Genomic DNA, 19,213 nt, shown 5'->3' with positions numbered 1-19,213 from the left:
ACAAATCGTGGCCAAGGGCACGTTTTTCACGATAAGGGGACGCCCACGTTTTCCCCACTCCAGGATGTGACATGGCCCAACCCGATCCTCAGGCCCTCCCTGTTCCCCCGCACGTCTACCAGGCTCAGGCCCAGCTCGCGGCCGATCTCGAGAACGTCGAGGGCAAGCCCGTGGATCTCCTGAAGGCTCCTTGGGGTGACGTGGAGAAGAGTGTCCTCAAGCTGGTGGGCGGCGCGTTCCAGGCGAACCGGCGGGAGCAACAGATGCTGGCACTAGGGCTGGCCGGGGCGTTCGCCGCGCGCCTGTCCTCCGAGCACCAGGCCTTCTGGTTCCCCAACCGGGACTCGCCCGAGGGGTTCTCGCTGGGCTTCCCGGCGGCGATCATCATGCTGTCGCCCTTCGGCGCGGTGATGGATGGGATGAGCCAGGGCAACCTGTCGATGCTGGAGAAGCTGGCCGCGGACATCCGCAACTCCCTGGGGCAGGTGCGCTTCAACGCCGGCGCGGCCATGTCGCTCGGGGGACAGCCCAAGCTGGGCCCCGCGGACTACCAGCGGTTGTTCGATCCCGGCTTCCTCCAGTTCGTGGTGCTGGATCCGGCCAAGGCCAAGAGCACCTTCGAGTCGAAGCCGGACTCGCTGGCGCGCGACGTGAAGGATGCGCTGGGGCGCACGCAGCCGCCGCTGCCTCAGGAGTCTCGCCAGCAGTTCGAGGGGCAGATCGTCATGTCGCTGCAGCGGCTGGAGGCGTCCAAGCCCCTGGCGGAGCAGGTGGAGCGCGCGCCGCGGCTGGTGGAGCTCATGGCCCACATGGTGGCCACGGTGGGCGGCACCGGCTGCGCGCCCGAGGAGTTCTGGGGAGAGATCGTCCTCCCGCTGCTCTTCATCGGCGTGCCGCAGCAGTTCCCCCCGCTGGATGAGGAGGAGCTCGAGGCCTACAAGCAGGGCGCTGAGCCGCTGGCGCTCTTCGTGGACATGGTGCCGCATGCCCACAAGGCTCCGGAGGAGGGGCTGCTGGGCACCTTCGAGATGACGGAGATCGGCTTGCCGCACCCCTCCTTCTCGAAGGTCGGCGCGCTGCGGCTGCTTCAAGTGGACCCCTCGCGCATCAGGGGGCTGCTGGAGCAGTTCGATCCGGACAAGACGCTGGATGTGGTGAAGCGCTTCACCCAGTACCTGGCCGAGAAGTCCGGCAAGCCCGCGGAGGAGTCGCCGCAGGGCAAGGAGATGATGCAGGCGGCGATGATGCTGCTGGCCGATCTCAAGCGCGCGGTGACGACGGAGCAGGGGCCGCTGTGCCTGCGCCGCCTGACCGAGGCCGAGGCTGCCTCCGAGCAGGCCCTGGCGCTGGTCCGCAAAGCGATGCAGGGCGGCCGGATCATCCTCACCAGCTAGGGCCTTCCTGAGAGTCCCTGGAGGGCAGGCGGCCAGGCTTCACGGCCGCGGTGGCCAATCTCCCACAGGGGGGATAGAAGCAGGGAGCGATGCCCTTCCTCGCTCCCGAGCTGGCGCCGCCCGCCCCTGATCTCCTGCCCTCCGGCAGTGGGATTGGCGTCCGGGTCACGCAGGTCCACCGGACCTTTCCAGGAGGCGTCGCCGCGCTCGACGGGGTGGATCTCGAGTTCACCCCTGGCTCCTTCGTGGCCCTGGTGGGGCCCTCCGGCTGTGGCAAGTCCACCCTGCTGCGCATCATCGCAGGCCTGGACTCGGCCACCCGCGGCCAGGTGGAGCTGTCCCACGCGCCCGATCAGCCCCACGGCTCGCGCGCTCCCATTGCCTACGTCTTCCAGGACGCCCACCTCCTGCCCTGGCGCTCGGTGCTGGACAACGCCGCCCTGCCGCTCGAGCTGTCGGGGGTGAGCCGTCCCGAGCGCCACGCCGCCGCCCGCGAGATCCTGGGCCAGATCGGGCTGGGCGACTTCACCCACCGCCATCCCGCCGAGCTCTCGGGCGGCATGCGCATGCGCGTGTCGCTCGCTCGGGCCCTGGTGACTCGGCCCCGGCTCCTGCTCCTGGATGAGCCGTTTGGCGCGCTGGACGAGCTCACGCGTGGCCGACTGGATGAACAGCTGCGCGCGCTCTGGCACGAGCTGGGGATGACGGTGCTCTTCGTCACCCACTCGCTCTCCGAGGCAGCCTGGCTCGCCGAGCGGGTCATCGTGTTCTCCCCGCGCCCCGCACGTGTGGTGCTGGACCGGGTGCTGTCACTGCCACGCCGTCGCGCCGCGGCCCTGCGTCTGGAGTCTGCCTTCGCCCGCGAGGTGCAAGCGCTCTCCGAGGCCCTGGAACGGGGGGGCGCTTAGTGCTGCGCGAAGTCCTGCTCCGCTCGGTCCTTCCTCCCGTGGCCGCGCTCCTCGTGCTGCTGGCCCTCTGGGAAGGGCTCGTGCGGGCCCTGGGCGTGCCGGCCTTCCTCCTGCCGCCGCCGTCAGCCGTGTTTGCTACCGGCGTGCAGGAGGCCCGCGAGCTTGCCGCCAGCGCCTGGGTCACCGCCGAGGCCGCGCTCATTGGCTTCGGACTGAGCGCCCTGGTCGGAGCCCTCGCCGCCGTGGTGCTCTCCTCGTCCCGGCTGCTCGAGCGCGCGCTCTACCCGTACACCCTCTTCTTGCAGACAGTCCCCATCGTCGCCGTGGCACCGCTGCTCGTGCTGTGGTTTGGACCGGGGCAGCGGGCCGTGGCTGCCTCCGCCTTCATCGTCTCGGTGTTCCCCGTCATCGCCAACACGCTCAGCGGCCTGCGCTCGGTGGAGCCCGCCCTGCGCGACTTGTTCCGCCTCTATGGCGCAGGCAGGCTCGCCACGCTCCTCAAGCTGGAGCTGCCCAGCGCCTTGCCCCACATCTTCACCGGCCTGCGCATCGCCTCGGGCCTGGCCGTCATTGGGGCCATCGTCGGCGAGTTCGTCGCTGGGTTCTCGGAGGGCACGGCTGGGCTGGGGATCCTGGTGCTCGGAGCGTACCGGCAGCTGCGCACCGATCTGATGTTCGCGGCCGTCATGTGCGCGGCCGGACTGGGGATCGTCCTGTTCGGCGCGGTGAGTCTGATGGGCGCACGGCTGCTGCGGCGCTGGCACCCCTCGGCCTCATGAGCGCTGGACGGGCACAGGATGTTGAAGCCCGGGCCACGCGCAAGGTGCTATAGGCCGCGAGGTTCGCTGTCGAGCCGGAAGGAAGCCATGAGCACGGAGCCCCAGTCCCCCTCAGTCCCTTCAGAGCCCGGTGCTGCCGTGATGCGGGCGGGCTCGGGCGCCATGTTCGACAAGATTGCCCGGCGCTACGATCTCTTGAACCGGTTGATGTCCTTGGGCATCGATCAGCGCTGGCGCAACAAGACGGTAGATGCGCTCGAGCTGAAGCCGGGCGCTCGGGTACTGGATCTCGCCACGGGCACGGCGGATCTGGCGCTCAAGGTGCTGCGGCGCCACCCGGAGACGACCGTAGTGGGCGTGGATCCCTCCGTGGGGATGCTGGAGATTGGCAAGCAGAAGGTGGCGGCCGCCGGCCTGGCCGGGAAGTGCGAGCTGCAGGTTGGGGATGCGCAGGAGCTGCCATTCCCTGATCGCAGCTTCGATGGGCTGTGCATGGCCTTTGGCATTCGCAACGTGCCGGATCGGCTGAGGGCCCTGCGGGAGATGGCCCGGGTGACGAAGCCGGACGGCCGCATCGCCATCCTGGAGCTGTCCGAGCCGCGCGGAGGCATCCTCGGGCCGCTGGCGCGCTTCCAGATCCGCACCGTGGTGCCGTGGGTGGGCAGGCTGCTCTCGGGGGCGCGCGAGTACCAATACCTCCAGCAGTCCATTGCCGCTTTTCCTCCGCCGGAGGCGTTCGCGGACGCCATGCGCGAGGCCGGCCTGGAGGTGCTGCGGGTGCAGCCGCTGACCTTCGGTGTGTGCTGCCTCTACGTGGCCCGGCCCCAAGGCGCCTGACACGCGAGCACCTCGGGCTCACCACAGCCCGTGGGCTTGCAGCAGCTCTCCCAGCGGGAGGCCCTCCGCCTTGTGGGCCTCGAAGAGCTTCGCAGCGGCCTCGGTCGTCGGATGGGACCAGACGAGCCGCTCACGGCCCTCCTGGATCCCCGCTCCGCAGAGAATGAGCGCTGCCCGCAGCTCCTCGACGGACCCGAAGGGGACATGCGCGAACAGCAGCGGATTCTCGCTGGTGAGGAAGGCCTGCCGCCCGCCGAGCTCCCGCAGGCACGCCTCCACCCAGCGGGGGTGCAGGCCATTCGCCAGCTCGTCCGCGATGGCGAAGTCCTCGTTGACGTCCAGGTAGTACAGGAAGGACAGCAGCCGCTTCTGCCCGGAGCCGAGCTGCGCCTGGTTCAGCTCCGTGCCGTCCTTCCGGGTGAAGTGGAAGCCGAACCGGCCAAACCCCAGCCGCCCGCCGTTCTCGTACGTCCGCTTCTCGAGGACCTCCACTCGGAGCCGACCCGCTGCGAAGCCCGCCAGGGCGACGAACTTCGCCAGGAAGTTTCCCTCGAGCTCCTGGTGGGAGAACTCGAACGCATTGGGGGGAGGGCCCCGCTCGACCCGCTCGCGGAGCCAGGCCGGCATCCACGTGGGCAGGGACATCAGCCCGAGCGGAAACACCTCGTCGCCTTGAATCTCCATGGCGTAGGTGATGCTGCCAATGTGGCTGAACATTCCCAGCGCCTCGTCGAACCGAGACGGCGCCAGCAGGAAGGTGCGGCGCAGCAGCTCCTTGAGCCGCTCCTTCACCCCGGGACCGAGGTACTGCGCCACCATGAAGATCAACGTCCACACCGAGCGATCCAGCACCGACCAGTGCATGGACCGCGAGTAGCCGGGCTGGCCGTCCACCTCGCAGAACAGGCCCGAGCCATCCGCGCGCACCACCAGCTGGGTGGCGGGGGCCGCGAGCCGCAAGGTGGCCTCGAGGAGCGGCTCGAGGTGGGTCACCACCTCCGGCGTGTGGAGAGGCAGCAGCTTCCCACCTGCACGCGCGGCCTCCGCTGACTCCGCGAGGGAGGAGCGAGGCTCGTTCCGGGCCCGGACGTGGAGCTTCATTCCCAGGAGCGTGAGCTCGTACTCCAGGGAGAACTCCTCGTGGACCAGCCCGGAGAAGTCCGAGCAGAGGACCATGGAGAGCAGGTCCAGCAGCGTCGTCCGCCCCGTGCCATTCCTGCCCACGACGAGGTTGCGCGTCGGGCTGAAGGAGAGTTCGGTGCCGGGCGCAACGCCTCGGTACTTGTGGATCTGGAGCTTCGTAAGCTTCATGAGCGCTGAACCCGAGACCCTAGCCGCGATGGCCTCCGGGTTCATCGCTCATTCAGGAGCTTTGTCAGATCGGCGCGTGCGTCCGGAGAGAGTCGGGAGCCCGCCAGCCGAAGTGCACGCTGGGAGAGGAGGCGGTACACCTCGGCAGGCTCGGGAGGCAGGGCCGCCAGGTGGGCCGCCACGACACTCGCGTCCCCTCGGACGATGGGGCCCGTGAGCCCGCGGACCACCCCCCGGGTCTCCACGCCGCGCAGCGTCGAGCGCATCAGCGAGAGCAGCGCCTGGAGCGCCTGGTCCTCGGGGATGCCGGCGTGGCCCAGGGCCTCCACGGCCACGGACAGCAGCGCCGCCGCGCAGCCCGCACTCAAGACTGCGCCCGCATGGTAGGCGGCACGGCGCCCCTCGGGGACCTCCAGTACCTGGAGCCTCAGATCCTCCGCCATGCGCCGGAGCACGGCCTTCAGGGCCCGAGAGCGGGTGCTGAGGGCGACCGCGTGTCCCGCCAGCGAGTCCCTGGGATCCGAGACTGCGCAGAGCGGATGGAACGAGCCGAGCGGACGGCCTCGGGGCCTCCCCAGCGCCTTCAGGGAGAGGGCTCCTGCGCAGTGCACGAGCGCTGCGCCTGGGCCCAGCGTGCGAGCCAGCTCCCGAGCGACCTCGGGCACCGCCTGGTCGGGGACACAGAGCAGGGCCACACGCGCTTGAGCCAGGTGCCTGGGGGTGGCAGGCTTCAGCCCGAGTGGTTGCACGCGACGGCGGCCTACCTCGGTTCGACTGAGGACGCTGACGGGCCAGCCTCGTGCGGAGAGAGAAAGCGCCAGCGCTCCACCCAGCCGGCCTCCGCCGACCACCAGGACTCTCACACGCCGCGCGGGAATCGGTTCCGAACCCATATGCCGCGCCATCATAGCGGCGTCCCATGGATCGGCGTCCCGGTGAGCGGAAGCTGCACGGTGAACTTCGCGCCCTCGCCCAGGGCAGACACCACTCGAATGCTTCCACCCATGGCCTCGACGATCTGCCACACGATGAAGAGCCCGAGCCCCAGTCCTCCGTAGTGACGGACCGAGACCGCGCGCTCGAACCGGCCAAAGATGCGCTCCTGATCTTGCGGGGCGATGCCGATGCCTCGATCTTCGACGGTGAGCTGTGCGATCCCGTCATGGACCGTGGCCGAGACAGTCACCGGTCCTCCAGAGCCGTACTTGAGCGCGTTGGACAGCAGGTTGGTGATCACCTGCTCGAGGCGTATCCGGTCCCACCGGCCCACAACGGAGCCGTCCAGCTGAAGCTGCACTTCCGATCGCGCTCGAGTCAGCTCACCTTGTTCCTTGAAGTCCGCGACGACTTCTTGGACCAGCGCCGTGACATCTACGAGCTCAGGCTCCAGCTGCAAGCGGCCGCCGACGATGCGCGAGAGGTCGAGGAGCTGGGAGATCAGCCGGTTGAGACGATCACTCTGGCGTCCAATTCGACTCAGGCGCTGCGCGAGCCAGGCCTGTTTCTCATCCCTCGCGTACTCCTGGATCTTCTTCTCGAGCGTGTGGACCTGCAGCAGGAGGGGCGTCAGAGGCGTCTTGAGCTCGTGTGACGCGATGGCGAGGAACTCGTCCCGAGCCTCGATGGCCTCCTGCGCTTGCTGAAAGAGCTGGGCGTTCTCGATAGCGATGGCGCATCGCCGCGCGAACTCCTCGGCGAACGCAAGGTCCGAAGGGCCGTAGTTGCGCCTCGACTCGTCCGTGGTGACGAGGGTGATGGCCCCGAGGATGCGCCCCCCCACCACCCTCATGGGAATGGCCAGGAGCGAGCGCGGAGCGAACTCTCGCACCACGGCCTCGATACCGGGATGCGCGGCCGCGATTGCGCGGACATGCGCCTCCTCGAAGCGCGCAAGCAACTGGGCTTCCCCCGTGCGGAGGACATGGGCGGTCCCGAGAGAGAACCGGTCCTCGCCGAGGAGCCCTTCTGTCGCCGTGCGGAGCTGCAGGGCTCGAGCCGCATCCCTGTTCGTCAGCGTCACTCTGCGAGGCTTGCCAGATTGGCCATCGAGCAGGGTGATGTTGCACCAGTCCGCGATGCTGCTGACCGCGACCTGTGCGGCCTTGTCGAGCGTCACGTCCACGTTGAGGGACTCCGCCAGCGCGGCTGTGGCGCTGACGAGGAACTTCTGTTGGTCCTCGACTCGCTTCTTCTCGGTGATGTCCGTGTTGGTCCCGATCCATTCACGGACGGAGCCGTCCTCATTCAGAACGGGTGCTGCGCGCGCGGCGGTCCAGGTGTAGCTGCCGTCCGGCCGCCGCACTCTGTACTCCATCTCGACGTGCGCCTTCTGTGCGACCGCTTGCGACCAGGCCTGGTCCACGCGCTCGCGGTCTTCAGGGTGGAGGGCCTCGAACCAGCCCGAGCCCAGCCACTGCTGGAGCGTCTGGCCGGTGAAGGCTCTCCAGCTGGGCGAGTCCTCCACCACCCTCCCGTCGGGGGCCGTGGTCCAGACGACCTCTGCGGATGCCTCGGCAAGGGAGCGAAAGCGCCGCTCGCTCCGCTCAATCGCGCGGGTCTGCTTGACGTGGGCGATCGCGAGTGCGGCGCGGTCGGCGATGTCCTGGAGCAACATGCTGTCTTCGGCCGTGAACGGAACCGGCCCGCGACGTGACATGACGAGGGCACCGACGGGATCTCCGGAGACGAGCATCGGCGCGGCCATGATCGTCGTCGCGTCGGACCAGAGCTCCCGGAAGAGGGGAGCGCGGACCAGGGCCTCGAGCTGCTCGCGCCTGACGGACTGCAGGAGAAGGGGCTGTCTCGTTCGAAGGGCCTCCCCCGCGAACCCGTCATCGCCAGCGGAAGGCAGCTTCTTGAGCAGGTCCCGACGTGGGCTGTGCGGCTCAGCGCTGACGTCGTGGAAGCCCACCGTCTCCAGGCGGGCCCCGTCGTCGGAGAGAATGCGGATGGCGCACACCTCGCCCAGCGTCTCCGTCACCGTCTGGGCAATCAGGTCGAAGGCCCCTGTGGACGTCAGCGTCGCCTGCGCGAACGTTCTCGAGATCTCCGAGAGGATGCGCAGGCGGTTGTTGGACTTCTTGAGCTCGGTGATATCTCGAAGCGCACCGATGATCCGGTAGGCGCGGCCGTCCGCCTCGCGCAGGAAATAGCCACGATCCTCCACCACCGCCCACGAGCCATCCGCGCGCCGGAAGCGGTACTCCTCCCGCCACGACGACTGGACAGAGTCCAGGGCTCGCTTCAGCGACTGCTGGACCCGCTCGACGTCCGAGGGATGGATGCGACCAAACTTCCAGCGGGAGCTGATCTCGATGGTTGCGCCACCACGTCCCAGGAGGTTCTCAATCCCTCCGCCCCACCAGATCTCATCTCTCTCGAAGCTCCAATCCCAGAGCGCTTCCTCTGTCGCCTCGGCAAAGAGGTGGAGACGATCCTGGTCCTTCTTGGCGCGAGCGAACTTCAGTGCGTTCTCGAGCGCTGCTGCCGTGCACTCCGCCAGGGCGCCGAGCGCCTCGTCGTCGAGCGAAGCGAAGCGGTCAGGCTCGGTATCCACGAGAATGAGCTCGCCTGCGATGCGCCCGGCACGACGGAGGATGGGGACGGCACACAGCGAGGTCGCGGGCGCGCCTGAGTGGACGGACAGCCCATCAAAGATGGCGCTGGACTCGGCTGTTCGCGTCAGCGTGAAGGTTCGGCGTGCTGTGGAGAGGCGACGAAAGAGGGCAAAGGCCGCTGAGAGCGCCGCTGGAGGCGCCTGGCGCAGCTCTCCATCGACGATGACGTGGAGACCGCCGCTCCACTCCTGGCCCTGGAAGAGGTAGCTCCCCAGCACCAGGGCAGCCCCGGTGCGCGAGCGCGCCTCCCGGCACGCGTGGACGAGGACGTCTTCAGCGCTCAGCAGGCTGAAGATCTGCCGAGCGAACCCAACGAGATCTGGAGCAGGTGAGCGGTTGCCGGACACGCGGTTCTATTCAGGGCGCTGAGTGCTTGCGCGAGGACAGGTTCTCCAGCCATCGACCCAGGACTGCGCTCTGGCGGTCACTTCCCAGGAAAGCCTCCGGAGGAACGAAGTACATGCGCGAGTTGTCGAAGCCCTCCAGGCCGAACAGCACCTTCGGATGCGTCTGGAGGATCTCCACGAGCATCTCCGAGTCGAAGCGCCGACGGTCGTACTGGCACATGGCGTAGCACTTGCTGTTCGGGAAGAACTGGTTGAGCTTCGACTCGTACTCGACGAGCCGCTCTGAGCCGGGCTCACCGGCCAAGGCCCAGGTCATCTCACCGGTGACGCGAAGGGCCTGGTAGCCTTCCTCCAGCGCCTTCTCCGTCTCTCCCTGGAGGAGCGCGATCATCTTGTCGGGATTGAACTCGCCTCCCTTCAGGTAGGCCTCCTTCGCCGTCACGATGACGAGCTGTCCCTTCTGGATGAGCGCCTCGGCGTCCACGCCGCCTGTCTCGAGGGTCACCTTCAGCTGGGCGGCGGACTGGATGTTCACGATGTAGAGGATCTTCTCTCCACGCTCGACGCCATGGCGGATGAAGTCGATGATGAGGGCGCGATGGTCCTCGTCCGTTCGATAGATTCCGCAGTAGTGGTCGCCGGCATGCATATTGGCGAGGCTGGGCAGAGCCTGCTGCGAGATCGTCATGATGCTCCTCCGGGAGAGTGTCGAAGCTGCCTGAAGCCCTGACTCAAGGCACTGGAATCCAGGGGACTAGCATGGAAGCGGACCTCAGCAAGCCCCTGCGATCCAACATCTGTCCGTTGAAGACATTGCAGCCCCCTGCAGGCGGGTTTGCGCCTGGACGTACGCGGGGAGAACGGCCAGGCAAGGAGGCGCCCTCGGTCTGCTCAGGCCGTCACGAGCTGGAAGGCGAGCTGGCTGTCGTGCACGGCCACCCGCACCCGATCGCCCGTTACGAACTCCCCTGAGAGGATGCGCTCCGCCAGGGGGGCCTCCACCAGCCGCTGCACCACCTGGCGCATGGGCCGGGCCCCGAGCTGTGGATCGAAGCCGCCCGACTTCAGCAGGTGGCCCACGACATCCGCGCCCGCCACGTACTCGATCCCTCGCTCCGTCGCGAGCCGCTTGCTGCTCTCGGTCAGCAGCAGCGTCGCGATCCGCGCCACCTCCACCTCCCGCAGTGGACGGAACGGCAGCCGCTCATCGATGCGGTTCCACAGCTCGGGCGGCAGGGCCTTGCGAGCCGCCGTGCTCGCCAGATCCATGTCGCTCTGCCCACCGGCGCCCGCATCCGCCCCGAAGCCCAGCGCGCGCCCCGTCTTCGAGAACGCCTCCGCCCCCAGGTTCGTCGTCAGGACGATCACGGTGTTCGAGAAGTCGATGTGCCGGCCCTTGCCGTCCGTCAGCCGGCCCTCCTCCAGCACCTGGAGCAGCAGCATCTGCACCTCGCGGTGCGCCTTCTCGATCTCGTCCAGCACCACCACCGACGAGGGCCGGCGCCGCACCGGCTCCGTGAGCTGGCCACCCTCGCCATAGCCCACGTAGCCCGCGGGCGAGCCGATGAGCCGCGACACGCCGTGCTGCTCCGCCATCTCGCTCATGTCCAGCCGGACCAGCGCGTCCTTGTTTCCGAAGAGCACCTCCGCCAGCGCCCGCGCCATCTCCGTCTTGCCCACGCCCGTGGGTCCCAGGAACAGGAACGAGCCCATGGGACGCCGAGACGCGAAGCCCGCGTAGTTGCGCCGGATGACCCGGGCAATCCGCGCCACCGCGTCCTCGTGCCCGATGACCCGGTGCGTCAGGTCCGACTCCAGGCTCAGCAGCCGCGCCGAGTCGTTCAGCAGCAGCCGCTCCTCCGGCACCCCCGCAAGCTTCGCCACCACCCGCGCCACGTCCGCCGGCTCCACCGAGTTCTTGCCCTCGCGGCGGCAGCGCGAGCCCGCCAGGTCCGCCACCGAGATGGCCTTGTCCGGCATGAACCGGTCCGTCACGTAGCGCGAGGCCAGGGACGCCGCCGCCTCCAGGGCCTCCGGGGCGTACTTCAGCCGGTGGTGCTCCTCGTACCGACCGATCACTCCCTTGAGGATCTCCACCGTCTCCGGCACCGACGGCTCGTTCACCACCACCGGCGTGAAGCGCCGCTCCAGCGCCGGATCCTGCGTGATGAACTTCCGGAACTCGTCGTGCGTCGTCGCGCCGATGCACGGGAACTCGCCCCGCGCCAGCGCCGTCTTCAGCTCGTTGGAGGCATCCTGCGGGCCCTCACCCGTGGCGCCCGCGCCCACCAGCGTGTGGATCTCGTCGATGAAGACCACCACCCGCCCGTCCGCCCGCCGCACCTCCTCCTTCAGCGCGTTCAGCTTCTCCGAGAACGAGCCCCGAAGCTGCGTGCCCGCCACCAGCGACGCCATGTCCAGCTCGACGAGCACCTTCGTCGCCAGCGTGCCGCGCAGCGCCACCAGCACCTGCGCCACGCCCTCCACCACCGCCGTCTTCCCCACGCCCGCCTCACCCAGCAGGCACGGGTTGTTCGTGCGGCGCTTGCCGAGGATGTCGATGACCTCCTCGATCTCCTTGGCCCGGCCCACCACCGGATCCAGCTTCCGCTGCTGTGCGAGCAGGCTCAGGTTGCGGCCCAGCGACGTGAGCAGCGGGAACGCCTTGGGATCCAGCGCCAGCGACTCGCCCGCCTTCGGCACGGGGAACGGCACGGGCGTCGGAGTCTTCACGTGGGGTGCGGGTGCCGCCACCATGGGAGGCAGGGGAGACGCAGCAGGGGCGGCAAGTGTAGGCGGCACGGGAATGGCGCGGGCCACGGGCGCCGGAGGCAGCGGCTCGGCCACCTCGGGCGCCTCGTCCACGCCCTCGTCCACATCGATCAGATCCCGCGGCGACAGCGCGGGCAGGGAAGGGCGGCTCGGCGTCGCCGGCCGCGGCAGGCTCAGCGCCACGGCCGTCTGGGGCAGGGGCGTCGGCGGCGCGCCCAGGGGCCTGCCCAGGGGGTAGCGCGTCCCCAGCGCCTGGGCCTGCTGCACCCGGCCCGCCTGCAGCTTCCGCGGCATGCGTCCGCTCGTGAAGTAGGAGAGGGCCGTGGTCCGCAGGCCAATCAGGTCCACGCCCGCCTGCGTCAGCAGCTCGTTCGCCGCGCACCGCACCCGAGCGAAGGCGATGAGCAGGTGCAGGCAGTCCGCCTCGCGGGAGTCGCACTGCTGGGCGATGACGCGGGCGCGCTGGCACAGCTCGCGCACCAGGTGCTCCTCCTCCGCCGGGGCCTCCGTCATGAGCTCCAGCAGCCCGTCCTCGTCGATGCCCTTCTCCCTCAGGAGCACCTGCGCCGGGTTGTCCACCGTGAAGAGCGCCAGCAGCAGGTGGGCTGAGCTGAGCTTCTGTGAGACGCTTTGGGCAATGTCCTTCGCCTCGTGGAGGACCTGCGCGAGATCCGTGCTATCGACCATTGGCGCTCCGGCAAGCGGGCAGCCGAGCAAATACACCCTCTCGATCCAGGCAGCAAAATTTCTGCTACAGCCCGCTACAAGGTAGGGGTAACCCCCTGATTCCACGGAATGTGGCAGGTTGCTCGCCTGTTCGGCCGGCGCCCTTGATTTGTCCAGGCAATGACAGGGTGGTCCCCGGCGTAAAGTGCCCGAACCTCTTGACCTTATGACCTCACTTGCCCAACCCGCCCTCGTCCTCGTCGATCCGCTCGACGGGATGGGGGCCGCCATCGAAGCCCGCCGCTGGGTGTGGCCCTTGCTCTTCCTGTGCCTCTCCGTGTCGCTGTCCGGGACGGCCTTTGCCCTGCGCTGGGATGCGGCGCCGGCCACGATCCAGCGCCTTCAGCTGTCGGGCGAGATCACCCGGTACTCGGAGAGCGAGCTCGCCGACGAGGTTCAGACCTCCTCCCGCAAGGCGCTGGTGGGGGGCATCGCCAAGGGCGTCTTCTTGATGCCCCTGCAGGTGCTGGTGCTGGCGGCGGTGCTCTGGTTCGCCGCGTGGCTCTTCGGCACGCCCGGCGCCTTCGGGAAGATGATGGCGGTGGCCGCCATCGCGATGCTGCCCATCGCCCTGTACCACCTCATCTTCGCCTCCTGTGCCGCGGCGCAGTATTCAATGACCGAGTCCCGGGTGGAGACGCTGGTGCCTTCCAGCCTGGCGCTGCTCGACGGGCTCTCCCCCAAGGTTCAGAAGGTGTTGAAGGCGGTGGACTTCTTCAACCTCTGGAGCGTGGGGCTGCTCGGGCTGGGCTTCTCCTCCGCCACGGGGATGCGCCGCGGCCGGGCGCTGCTCCTGGCCGGGGTGCTCTATGCCATGTTCGTGGGCGTCTTCATGATCGGGCTGCCCGCCATGGCCGGTGGGCCGGGTGGACCGGGCATGGGAGGTGGCCGATGAGCGCGCTCCTGATGGCTGTGCTGCTGGCCGCTGCCCCTCAGAGCCCGACGGACGCCAGCGCCACTCCAGGCGCCAGCGCTGCACCGAGTGCCACGGCCGCTCCGGTGGCCCAGGGGACGCCCGTCTCTCTAGAGGAGGTTCGCACCGAGGGCCGGAGGAACACCCAGGCCTTGCTCGCGCTGCTCGACGTGGAGCGTGCGGAGCAGGACATCCGGCTGTCGCGCTCGCCCTTGTTTCCCCAGATGGACTTCTCCGTGAGCGCGGGTGGGGCCGCCAGCGGCCGGCAGCGCTTCATCACCCCCGTGTGCGATCCCACCGGCAGCAACTGCGTGCAGCAGTCGGTGGAGGTGCCCGGCTCCAGCCGCGGCAACTACGATGTCTCGCTCAGCCTGTCGCAGATCATCTATGACCGGGCGCGCTGGAAGCAGCTCGCGCAGAGCGGCGCGTCGGCGGAGGCCGCGCGCGGCCAGGCGATAGAGCAGGCGGATGCCGCCGAGCTGGAGGCTGTCAACCGCTTCTTCAACCTCTACCGCTCGCAGGCCACCATCCAGGTGCTGGATGCCACCGTGCGGCGCAGCGAAGAGCAGCTCGAGCGTGCCCGGGCGCTCTTCCAGGCCGGCCGCGTGGGCCGGGGCGAGGAGCTGTCCGCGATCGTGAACCTGGGCAACGATCGCATCAACCTGGTGCAGCGCCGCGCGCAGCTCGTGCAGGACCAGGGGCAGCTCGCCATCTGGCTGGCCCGGCCTGGTGCCACCGCGCTGGTGGCAGAGGATCCGGGCATCCTCACCGTGGCGCCCGCGCCCGCGCCGGCCTTGGAGGCCTCACTCGCCGAGGCCCGCCAGCGCCGCCCCCTCCTCCGCTCGCTCCAGCAGCAGGTGCGTGCCGCGGAGCTGGGTGAGGATGTCGCCGGGTCGGGCTACTTCCCGCGGTTGCTGGGGCAGGGCTCCTACTCACGCGGAGGCCCCAGCGCGGGCCCCGTCTTCACGGAGCCCCGCCTGCAGAACACGGTGTCCGGCGCGGTCGTGCTGCAGTGGGATCTCTTCAACGGCTTCTCCACGGACGCCCAGGTGTCCCTCGCCCAGGCGACGCGGCGGACCTCGGAGCTGAACCTGGCGCAGGCCGAGCGCGAGCTGGATGCCACGGTGCGCGCCGCCGTCGAGGCGCTGCAGACGCGGATCGAAGCGGCGCGGCTCGCGGCGGAGAACCGGGAGGCGGCTGTCCTGAGCCTGGCGCTGGCCGAGGAGCGGTTCAAGGCGGGCGCGGGCTCGACGCTGGAGGTGCGCGACGCGCAGCTCAAGCTCACCCAGTCGGAGCTGACGCTGCTGGGGAACCGAGTGGATGTGGAGATTGCCCGCTTCGTGCTGATGCGGGCCATGGGCACCCTGAGTTCGGGAGAGTCGAAATGAAGTGGTGGAAGGCTGTCATCGCTGGCGTGCTGTTCCTGGGGGCTGCGGCCATCACGGCGGGCGGGCTGAAGGAGCGGCCTCCCCCCACCGTCGAGGTGCAGATGTCCAAGGTCCGCAAGGGCACCATCACCCGCACCATCACCGGGGCAGGTAAGGTGCAAGCGGCCACCACGGTGAAGATCTCCTCCAACCTCTCCGGCGATCTGGTGGAGCTGGCGGTGAAGGATGGGGAGCGGGTGACGAAGGGGCAGGTGCTGGGGAAGATCGATCGCCGGCGCTTCGAGGCCTCGGTGAACCAGGCGCGCGCCTCGCAGAGCGCGGCGAAGGCGGAGATCCAGGTCTCCGAGGTCGAGGCCCAGCGCAGCATCGCCGAGTACGGGCGTCTGGAGGGGCTGGTGGCCAAGGGGCTGGCGTCCACCGCCGAGCTGGAGCAGGTGCAGGCCGCCCGGGACACCGCGGCGGCGCGGATGGCGGCGGCGCGACAGCGCTACGAGCAGGCCTCCGCCGTGTATGACGAGGCGGCCAGCAACCTGTCGAAGACGACGCTCGTGTCCCCCATCGACGGCAACGTGATTGAGCTGTCGCGCGAGGTGGGTGAGCGCGTGCGTGGCTCGGACTTCTCCGAGGACGTGGTGATGACGATCGCCGCGCTCAATGCCATGGAGGTGAAGATCGAGGTGGGCGAGCACGAGGTGGTGCACCTCAAGCCCGGCCAGCCCGCCGAGGTGTCGGTGGACGCGCTGGAGGGGGACTCCTTCCAGGGCGCGGTGGTGGAGATCGCCCAGAAGGCCCTCATCAAGAACCCGGGCACGGAGGCGGAGGTGACGACGTTCCCCGTCACGGTGGCGCTGGAGTCGCGGCCCCCGGGCGTGCTGCCGGGCATGAGCGCGGAGGTGCGCATCTCCTCGGAGACGCACAACGACGCGGTGCTGGTCCCCATCCAGGCGGTGACGGTGCGCTCGGAGAAGCTGCTGCCGGACTACAAGCCGCCGGTGGAGGGTGGGGGGCTCACGGCGAAGCGCAAGACGGAGTCGCTGGCCAAGGTCGTCTTCGTGGTGGACGCGGAGAACAAGGCCCAGATGCGCCGGGTGCGCACGGGCATCGCCTCGGACACGGAGCTGGAGATCGTCGAAGGCCTGCAGGAGGGGGACCGGATCGTCGAGGGCCCCTACCGCACGCTCTCCAAGGAGCTGAACAACGGGGACGCCGTGCGTGAGCCCCAGCCGGGTGGCCCGGGCGGGATGAAGGGTGGGCGGAAGTCGTGACGCCCGAGAACGGCGCTGGCGGCGATGGCCGGCTCATCCAGCTGCAGGACATCACCCGCCTCTTCACCGTGGGCGGCGAGGAGGTGCGGGCGCTGCGCGGCATCTCCTTCGGCATCGCCCGCGGTGAGTGGGTGGCCATCATCGGCCAGTCGGGCTCGGGGAAGACGACGCTGATGAACCTGCTGGGCTGCCTGGACACGCCCACCAGCGGCCGCTACTTCCTGAACGGGAAGGACGTCTCGCGCATGAGCGATGACGAGCTGGCGATGATCCGCAACAAGGAGATTGGCTTCATCTTCCAGACCTTCCAGCTGCTGCCGCGAGAGACGGCGCAGTCCAACGTGGAGCTGCCGCTGGTGTACCGGGGGCTGCCGGCCCGCGAGCGCCGGACGCGGGCGAGGGCGGCGCTGGAGAAGGTCGGGCTGGGCAACCGCATGCACCACAAGCCCAACGAGCTGTCCGGCGGCCAGCGCCAGCGCGTAGCCATTGCGCGGGCGCTGGTGGCCGAGCCCTCCATGCTCCTGGCGGACGAGCCCACGGGCAACCTGGACTCGGCCACGGGCGAGGAGATCGTCCGGCTCTTCGAGGAGCTGCACCGGGCGGGGCACACGCTGGTGCTGGTGACGCACGAGCCCAAGCTGGCGGCGCGCTGCCCGCGGGCGGTGCGCCTCAGCGACGGGCAGGTGGTGGCGGACGGGCCTGGCCGAGAGGTGGCGCTCTTCGATCGCGAGCTGCACCCAGTGCAGGCGGCGGGGGGCGCATGAGCGTCTTCCGGATCGATGTGCTGGAGGGAGCGCGCATCGCGCTCTTCTCACTCAAGGCCAACCGCATGCGGACGGTGCTCACCACGGTGGGCATCGGCATTGGCGTGGCCACCCTGCTGGCGATCATCGGCATCGTCCAGGGGCTCAACTCCTCCTTCGACAAGCAGCTGGCCACCATCGGGGCCAACACGCTCCACATCTCCAAGTGGCCCTGGGTGATCCGCGGGGACTGGTGGACGTACCGCAACCGGAAGAACTTCACGCTGCCGCAGGTGGAGCAGATCCGCGCCCAGTCCAGCTACGTCACCGCGATCTCTCCGGTGGTGGGGCGCGCGGCGGACGTGTCTCACGGCGAGGAGCAGCTGGCCACCGTGGGCGTCAACGGGGTGACGAGCGAGTACCTCATCATCTCCGGCTTCGAGGTGACGCAGGGCCGCTTCATCACCGAGGCGGACAATGAGACGACGCGGCCGGTGGCCGTGATCGGCGCGGACGTGGCGGCGGGGCTCTTCCCCAACGTCAGCCCCGTGGGGCAGACCATCCGCGTGGAAGGCCGGCCCTTCCAGGTGGTGGGCACGCTGTCTCGCAAGGGGAAGATCCTGGACAACAACCAGGATCTCGTCGTGATGGTCCCCTTCAAGACGTTCTACGCGGCGTTCGGCAAGCAGCGCCCGTTCAGCATCGCCATCGCGGTGACCAGCGCGGACGTGGTGAAGCAAGCCGAGGATCAGCTGGTGGGCATCATGCGGCGCCTGAGGGCCACGCCCGCGGACCAGCCGGACGACTTCTCCATCAACCGGCCGGAGATGCTGGCCAACACCTACCAGCAGCTCACGGGCGCGCTCTACGGCGTGGCGGTGGGCGTGGGCCTCATCACCCTGCTGGTGGGCGGCATCGGCATCATGAACATCATGCTCGTGTCCGTGCGCGAGCGGACGCGGGAGATCGGCATCCGCCGGGCGCTGGGCGCGCGCAAGCAGACCATCGTGCTCCAGTTCCTCATGGAGGCCTCGGCGGTGTCCGCGGTGGGCGGCACGCTGGGGACGGTTGTCGGGCTGGGGCTGGCCAAGGTGGTGTCGCTCATCACGCCGCTGGCGGCGGACGTGCAGCTGCTCACGGTGGTGGCGGGCGTGGGCTTCGCGGCCGTGGTGGGGCTGCTGTTCGGCATCTGGCCGGCGGCGCGCGCGGCGAACCTCGATCCCGTGGAGGCGCTCCGCTACGAGTGAGCGGGAGGAGCCATGAAAGCCTTCTTCGACGGCCTCAGAGCCGCCATCGACAACCTCCGGCTGGCCATCGGGACGTTCCTCGGCAACCCGCTGCGCTCCCTGCTGACGCTGCTGGGCATCGTCATCGGGGTCACCACGGTGATCACCATGATGGCGCTCATCGAGGGCCTGCGCATCAAGGTGAACAAGGATCTGTCCCAGCTGGGGGCCAACACCTTCATGGCCACCAAGTGGCCCTCAGGCTTCGGGCGCTTCAACTGGCAGAAATACGCCAAGCGGCCGGATCTGACGATTGAAGACTCGCGCGCCATCCAGGAGTCGTGTCCGTCCGTGGGGCTGGTGGGCTCGTCGGATGACGACGGCGGCCAGAAGATCGCCACCTCCAACGCGGAGACGCGGCCCAACGTGCGAGTCGTCGGCGCCACACCCGAGTACCCGGAGACGAGCGGCATGACGATCGCGTCCGGGCGCTTCTTCTCCGACACGGAGGCCACGGACGGGCGCAATGTGGCAGTGGTGGGCGTGGACGTGACGGAGGCGCTCTTCCCGGGGACGGACCCGCTCAACCACGAGATCCGCATCAAGGGGCGGCCCTTCACCATCATCGGGGTGCTGCAGCGGCGCGGCAGCTTCCTGGGCATGGTGAGCATGGACAACCTGGTCATCATGCCGCTGCGCACCTTCCAGCCGCTCTACGGGAAGAACCGCTCGCTGGATCTCAACATCCAGGCGCGCTCGCCCGAGCTGGTGGACAAGGCCCAGGACGAGGTGTCGAACCTGCTGCGGCGCCGGCGCTCGGTGGGGCCTCAGGACGAGGACAACTTCGAGGTCGTCACCAACGAGTCGATGACACAGTCCTTCAACCAGCTCTCGCAGGTGATCACCATCGCGGGCTTCGGCGTGTGCCTGCTGTCGCTGGTGGTGGGCGGCATCGGCATCCTGAACATCATGCTGGTGTCGGTGACG

General features: G+C 69.0%; 15 protein-coding genes. 10 read left to right on the top strand and 5 right to left on the bottom strand.

The genetic code is table 11. The features are described from left to right. Nucleotides 1–71 precede the first annotated feature (71 nt). The 4 genes from VD972_RS19995 to ubiE all read left to right on the top strand — a co-directional run bounded on the left by VD972_RS19995 (nt 72) and on the right by ubiE (nt 3,918). Nucleotides 72–1,394: a hypothetical protein gene (locus VD972_RS19995; RefSeq protein WP_324989338.1), complete on the top strand. Its 1,323-nt coding sequence runs from the start codon at nt 72–74 to the stop codon at nt 1,392–1,394. An 89-nt stretch (nt 1,395–1,483) separates the two neighbouring features. Next, nucleotides 1,484–2,302, top strand: a complete 819-nt coding sequence (locus VD972_RS19990) for an ABC transporter ATP-binding protein (protein ID WP_324989336.1) — start codon at nt 1,484–1,486, stop codon at nt 2,300–2,302. Further along, nucleotides 2,302–3,081 (top strand): ABC transporter permease, encoded by a 780-nt coding sequence (locus VD972_RS19985; protein WP_324989334.1) that lies wholly within the window; start codon nt 2,302–2,304, stop codon nt 3,079–3,081. Before VD972_RS19990 ends, VD972_RS19985 begins: the two co-directional genes overlap by 1 nt. Before the next feature lie 87 nt (nt 3,082–3,168). Then, nucleotides 3,169–3,918 carry a bifunctional demethylmenaquinone methyltransferase/2-methoxy-6-polyprenyl-1,4-benzoquinol methylase UbiE gene (gene ubiE / locus VD972_RS19980; protein ID WP_324989332.1) on the top strand — a complete coding sequence of 250 codons (750 nt, stop codon included), beginning with the start codon at nt 3,169–3,171 and terminating at the stop codon, nt 3,916–3,918. A gap of 18 nt (nt 3,919–3,936) precedes the next feature. Here the strand turns inward: ubiE and VD972_RS19975 are convergent, their stop codons facing one another. The 5 genes from VD972_RS19975 to VD972_RS19955 form a co-directional block, all read right to left on the bottom strand. Next, nucleotides 3,937–5,229 (bottom strand): AAA family ATPase, encoded by a 1,293-nt coding sequence (locus VD972_RS19975; protein ID WP_324989330.1) that lies wholly within the window; start codon nt 5,227–5,229, stop codon nt 3,937–3,939. A 41-nt stretch (nt 5,230–5,270) separates the two neighbouring features. Next, a complete protein-coding gene (locus tag VD972_RS19970; RefSeq protein WP_324989329.1) occupies nt 5,271–6,122 on the bottom strand; it encodes a DUF2520 domain-containing protein in 852 nt (283 codons plus the stop codon). Between the two features lie 11 nt (nt 6,123–6,133). Continuing rightward, nucleotides 6,134–9,193: a PAS domain-containing protein gene (locus tag VD972_RS19965; RefSeq protein ID WP_324989327.1), complete on the bottom strand. Its 3,060-nt coding sequence runs from the start codon at nt 9,191–9,193 to the stop codon at nt 6,134–6,136. 10 nt (nt 9,194–9,203) lie between these two features. Then, on the bottom strand, nt 9,204–9,881 hold the full coding sequence (locus VD972_RS19960; RefSeq protein ID WP_324989325.1) for an MEDS domain-containing protein: 678 nt from the start codon (nt 9,879–9,881) through the stop codon (nt 9,204–9,206). Between the two features lie 203 nt (nt 9,882–10,084). Further along, a complete protein-coding gene (locus VD972_RS19955) occupies nt 10,085–12,652 on the bottom strand; it encodes an AAA family ATPase (protein WP_324989323.1) in 2,568 nt (855 codons plus the stop codon). A gap of 205 nt (nt 12,653–12,857) precedes the next feature. Between VD972_RS19955 and VD972_RS19950 the strand changes: the two genes are divergently transcribed. The 6 genes from VD972_RS19950 to VD972_RS19925 form a co-directional block, all read left to right on the top strand. Beyond that, nucleotides 12,858–13,586, top strand: coding sequence for a YIP1 family protein (locus VD972_RS19950; protein WP_324989321.1), 729 nt, complete (start codon nt 12,858–12,860; stop codon nt 13,584–13,586). Then, nucleotides 13,583–14,992, top strand: a complete 1,410-nt coding sequence (locus tag VD972_RS19945; RefSeq protein WP_324989319.1) for a TolC family protein — start codon at nt 13,583–13,585, stop codon at nt 14,990–14,992. Before VD972_RS19950 ends, VD972_RS19945 begins: the two co-directional genes overlap by 4 nt. Beyond that, nucleotides 14,989–16,257 carry an efflux RND transporter periplasmic adaptor subunit gene (locus tag VD972_RS19940; protein ID WP_324989317.1) on the top strand — a complete coding sequence of 423 codons (1,269 nt, stop codon included), beginning with the start codon at nt 14,989–14,991 and terminating at the stop codon, nt 16,255–16,257. The genes VD972_RS19945 and VD972_RS19940 overlap by 4 nt, the downstream gene beginning before the upstream one ends. Nucleotides 16,258–16,298: 41 nt before the next feature. Then, entirely contained in the window at nt 16,299–17,021 is a 723-nt protein-coding gene (locus VD972_RS19935) for an ABC transporter ATP-binding protein (RefSeq protein WP_414654090.1), read from the top strand. After that, nucleotides 17,018–18,247: an ABC transporter permease gene (locus tag VD972_RS19930; RefSeq protein WP_324989313.1), complete on the top strand. Its 1,230-nt coding sequence runs from the start codon at nt 17,018–17,020 to the stop codon at nt 18,245–18,247. Before VD972_RS19935 ends, VD972_RS19930 begins: the two co-directional genes overlap by 4 nt. Nucleotides 18,248–18,259: 12 nt before the next feature. After that, nucleotides 18,260–19,213, top strand: a 954-nt coding sequence (locus tag VD972_RS19925) for an ABC transporter permease (protein ID WP_324989311.1), incomplete at its 3' end; no start/stop codon positions are given.

Origin of the sequence: Hyalangium sp. (assembly GCF_035629615.1) — a bacterium.
In the GTDB taxonomy this organism is placed as follows: Bacteria; Myxococcota; Myxococcia; order Myxococcales; family Myxococcaceae; genus Hyalangium.
The sequence above is the reverse complement of the archived record's forward strand: the minus strand, read 5'-3'. Positions and strand labels throughout refer to the sequence as shown.

Excerpts from the sequence above, each read along its gene's own strand:
- VD972_RS19995 (WP_324989338.1), top strand. The coding sequence starts at position 72 with ATGGCCCAACCCGATCCTCAGGCCCTCCCTGTTCCCCCGCACGTCTAC.
- VD972_RS19990 (WP_324989336.1), top strand. The coding sequence starts at position 1,484 with ATGCCCTTCCTCGCTCCCGAGCTGGCGCCGCCCGCCCCTGATCTCCTG.
- ubiE (WP_324989332.1), top strand. The coding sequence starts at position 3,169 with ATGAGCACGGAGCCCCAGTCCCCCTCAGTCCCTTCAGAGCCCGGTGCT.
- VD972_RS19975 (WP_324989330.1), bottom strand. The coding sequence starts at position 5,229 with ATGAAGCTTACGAAGCTCCAGATCCACAAGTACCGAGGCGTTGCGCCC.
- VD972_RS19970 (WP_324989329.1), bottom strand. The coding sequence starts at position 6,122 with ATGGGTTCGGAACCGATTCCCGCGCGGCGTGTGAGAGTCCTGGTGGTC.
- VD972_RS19960 (WP_324989325.1), bottom strand. The coding sequence starts at position 9,881 with ATGACGATCTCGCAGCAGGCTCTGCCCAGCCTCGCCAATATGCATGCC.
- VD972_RS19955 (WP_324989323.1), bottom strand. The coding sequence starts at position 12,652 with ATGGTCGATAGCACGGATCTCGCGCAGGTCCTCCACGAGGCGAAGGAC.
- VD972_RS19950 (WP_324989321.1), top strand. The coding sequence starts at position 12,858 with ATGACCTCACTTGCCCAACCCGCCCTCGTCCTCGTCGATCCGCTCGAC.
- VD972_RS19945 (WP_324989319.1), top strand. The coding sequence starts at position 13,583 with ATGAGCGCGCTCCTGATGGCTGTGCTGCTGGCCGCTGCCCCTCAGAGC.
- VD972_RS19940 (WP_324989317.1), top strand. The coding sequence starts at position 14,989 with ATGAAGTGGTGGAAGGCTGTCATCGCTGGCGTGCTGTTCCTGGGGGCT.
- VD972_RS19930 (WP_324989313.1), top strand. The coding sequence starts at position 17,018 with ATGAGCGTCTTCCGGATCGATGTGCTGGAGGGAGCGCGCATCGCGCTC.